The sequence below is a fragment of the Bacteroidota bacterium genome, assembly GCA_017303975.1.
In the GTDB taxonomy this organism is placed as follows: domain Bacteria; phylum Bacteroidota; class Bacteroidia; order JAFLBG01; family JAFLBG01; genus JAFLBG01.
On record JAFLBG010000067.1, the window covers coordinates 1 to 3,452 of the forward strand.

Annotated in this window: 5 protein-coding genes; all 5 read left to right on the top strand. The window is 36.9% G+C overall.

Translation table 11 applies throughout. From position 1 onward, the window contains the following. On the top strand, positions 1 to 222 hold a 222-nt coding region (locus J0M08_14240), incomplete at its 5' end, for a hypothetical protein (protein MBN8704216.1). A 552-nt stretch (positions 223 to 774) separates the two neighbouring features. Then, positions 775 to 1,308, top strand: a complete 534-nt coding sequence (locus J0M08_14245; GenBank protein MBN8704217.1) for a hypothetical protein — start codon at positions 775 to 777, stop codon at positions 1,306 to 1,308. Positions 1,309 to 1,530: 222 nt separating this feature from the next. After that, positions 1,531 to 2,355 (top strand): HNH endonuclease, encoded by an 825-nt coding sequence (locus J0M08_14250; protein ID MBN8704218.1) that lies wholly within the window; start codon positions 1,531 to 1,533, stop codon positions 2,353 to 2,355. A 126-nt stretch (positions 2,356 to 2,481) separates the two neighbouring features. Next, complete coding sequence (locus J0M08_14255) at positions 2,482 to 3,105, top strand: hypothetical protein (GenBank protein ID MBN8704219.1); 624 nt, start codon at positions 2,482 to 2,484, stop codon at positions 3,103 to 3,105. Positions 3,106 to 3,226: 121 nt separating this feature from the next. Further along, positions 3,227 to 3,452: hypothetical protein (locus J0M08_14260; GenBank protein ID MBN8704220.1), on the top strand; the 226-nt coding region annotated here is incomplete at its 3' end.

Genomic DNA, 3,452 nt, shown 5'->3' on the forward strand with positions numbered 1-3,452 from the left:
AAAGATTTACAAAGCATGTTTAGCCAATTTTTGGAAAGTAACCATGAAAGGCAAACATCAGCGCAAATGCGCAGTAGCTTGGGCAAAATGTTAACGCAATTGCAGGTTAAGAGTATCGGCAGAGCAGGACGAGGGCAGTATTATGATTTTTCTGACCTTGAACTTATCAAGCAAAATTTCGCAAAAAGAATTGGCCAATCTATGGGTGAATTGTTTTTCTGATTTGACCTATACCACCTCTACCAAAATGGTACAGGTGGTATAGGTTTTTGTGGGTTTTAAATTGCTATGTAATCCGTATTGTAGAAATCTGAACAGTTAACAATAAGATATTAATACATCTACCGCATCTGCAGGGTTCTCTGTATGTTACTTATTGATAGCAATACTTTATTAAGTTTGGTATTTTGGAGAAGGTGGTTAATATTGCACCAATACTAAATTTTATAGAGGAACTGCGAAATGGGTGAAATGTATAAGGAATATCAGGATAAACTCGATAGTGGTGAGTATGAAAATGAAGAGGATCTTTGTAATAGCGAAGGATTAAACTACGAAGATTTATATAAAGACGATGACGAAGTTAAATAACTAGTGATGGCCAGCCAGAATTTTAAAATGGCTGGCCTTGCATTAGAGATCAAAGCACTCTTCAGCGTTCATTGGACGTTATTGTCATATCTGTGCCCTGAACGAAGTTCCATGCGCTTAAATTCGATTCTAGATTTAAGCAAGTAAAAACATTGGCTTGGAGTTAAAATGGACTGCTATGACATGCGAAAACAAGAAATTAGTGAGTTGGTTGCGCAATGCAAATCTAAACAAGGCGAATATCTTCCGATGAGTCATGGTCCTGGAAGTTGGGCAACGACATATTCTAGTGAGTTTATCGATAGTGCTAGTAATTTATACCTAATATTTCAAGAGTTAAAACTTAAAGATCCTCTGTACCATTTGGCTGGCCAATTCCGTTTAGCAGGAATCCGATCATGTCGTGGGACTGAATTTAACATTGATCGGGCCAAGTATTTATATCAAGCTCATCTTCGACAACACATTGAAAAATTGCAACAAAAACGAAAAAATAAGCCGGTACAAAATAGGTTGCCTTGCCCATTTTGCAGCAAAATGGTTGTTGATATTCCGATGCACGTAAGTCAATCGCATCCAGGTGATTGGGATAAATTTTTCTTGCAGAATGTTATTGATTTAAAAGGGAAAATTCGCTGCCAATCTTGTGGTTCTTTTATGAAAACTCTTGATGGCCATCAAGAGAAATGTTTAAACACTCTAAAATCAAATCGCTAACAAAATCTGAATTGTGGATTTTTTGCATCAAATTTAAATGCCTCATATTTTTGATTGCTCATACTGTTAATGTGAAATCTGAAACTAGATGGTATCTCCAAACTTGTCATTAATGACGAGAACTTTATCAGCAAAAAGCACCATGTGCTTGATTTTTGTTAAATGTCCCTATATTTTGTGATGTATATTTATTGTAAATTATTTTCTGCTAGGGATAGTTCAATGTTTGAGCTTAATAAGGAATATCACCGGAAATCTGAAATACATGACATCTACGGTGGGCAGCAGCGTGGTGGTATTGCCACACCTGGACGTTTTCCTTTTGTCCTTTTGTTCACATCAGATGAAGGTGAACAGTACGGTTATCATGACGATTTTGTCGAAGGTATTTTTCACTATACCGGAGAAGGACAATCCGGTGATATGCAAATGAATAAAGGGAATAAGGCAATTCTCGAACACTCAAAACAAGGTAAAAAGTTGCATGTGTTTGGCGCAACAAAAAAAGGCTTTGTAAGGTATTGGGGCGAAGCTGAATGTCTTGGTTATGAGGAAGTAACTCGGCAAGATGCTGCTGGCGTCAATCGAAGAGCATATGTTTTTCATTTAGATTTGAGTGCTGGCGTTGCAAAAGGCGCACAAAGCCCAAAATCCAATTATACCGAGCCAAATTTAAAAACTCTAAAAAAGAAGTCTCTAAACGAGCTAAGAGCTGCGGCACTTGAGCCATCTGTTGTTAACTCGACACCAAAAGAAAAAAAGCAACTTGCTTACTATCGCTCAGAAGCATTGAAGTTATATGTGATTGCCAGGTCAAAAGGCTTTTGCGAAGCCTGTAACTCGTCGGCTCCATTCAAAACAAATACAGGTCCATATTTGGAGTGTCACCATATGCACCGAGTTGCAGATGGTGGACCTGATCACCCAGAAAATGCAATAGCACTTTGTCCTAATTGCCACAGAAGAGCACATTACGCTGTTGACGCAAAAAGCTTTAATGAAGGCCTCCAGAAAATTATTTTCGAAAAAGAAAAAGGACAAATGTAAATTTTCTTTAGTCTACATTGAGTCTACATTGATAAATGCTATTTTGGTAAGTTGCTGAATTTAGTGTTTTTTAATCTAATTTTTATTGTATAAGTTGTTATGTGTTAATCGTGAAACAGGTGTTACATGAGGCTTAATCATTTCGGCATTAGAAAGCTATCAATATTATCCACCTTGCTTTTATTTGTAATTTGGTTTATCGCTAATGATATCGAGTCTGGTGCTTTTATTAATTATGCGTTCACAGCAAGCGGGTTTTTTCCTATTGCACTCATGTTAACTGTAATTTACTTTATTTTTAAAACCATATTCTACGTTTTTATTATTAAAGACTTCATTGTTGTGAGAGTTTATCTGGGCAACATACTCGGTGCGTTAATATTTAGTGTTAGCCTATCCTTCAGTCTGTTTTACTTTCTAGCAATGAATTCTCATGGAGGCGATAGAATGGAAGGTTATGCTGTATTTATGCTGTCGTTCATTTTGATCTTGTTTTTATTTACTGTATCTGCCATTTATTTCGCAACGCTGACGCATAAGCCAAATTTTAACATTATAAAAAATCTCAAACATCAGTTGATATTTGCTTTTGTTGTTTCGTTTCTTATATTTTCTTTTGCTATGTTTACTCGTACATCTTACGAGGCTTTGTTAGCGTTTTTATGTTCATTTTTAATAGTAATACTACCGGCGGGATTGGCATCATTAACTTGGTATTTTACAGTTAAACCTGCGTTGAAAAGCACATAACAAAGCTATCAAACGGATGGTTTTTACGTTGCATTTTTGCCATTCCGCTTCGCTACATTTTATGGCAAAAGTGCAACGTAAAAACCACCGCTTATCGCAACGTTAGGGAGCCTAGTCGATAATGGAATATAGTCTGATCGATACAATAGACCTCTTTAACAACCTCGATCGTCTGGTTGATGGAAAACAGGTTTCAACTGATAGTCGCAGTAGAGTTTCAGCATCTTGTTTTGCGTTTGCACTTGATACAGGAAGGGGCATAAATATTCTGCTTGATCATCAGAGTCATTCTCCAGCATTTGCGCTCGCACGTATCATGTATGAAGCTTACATTCGCGGGACTTGGT

What these genes read in the sequence shown, in the direction of transcription:
- J0M08_14255 (MBN8704219.1), top strand. Translation starts at nt 2,482, where the DNA reads ATGAGGCTTAATCATTTCGGCATTAGAAAGCTATCAATATTATCCACC.
- J0M08_14245 (MBN8704217.1), top strand. Translation starts at nt 775, where the DNA reads ATGCGAAAACAAGAAATTAGTGAGTTGGTTGCGCAATGCAAATCTAAA.
- J0M08_14250 (MBN8704218.1), top strand. Translation starts at nt 1,531, where the DNA reads ATGTTTGAGCTTAATAAGGAATATCACCGGAAATCTGAAATACATGAC.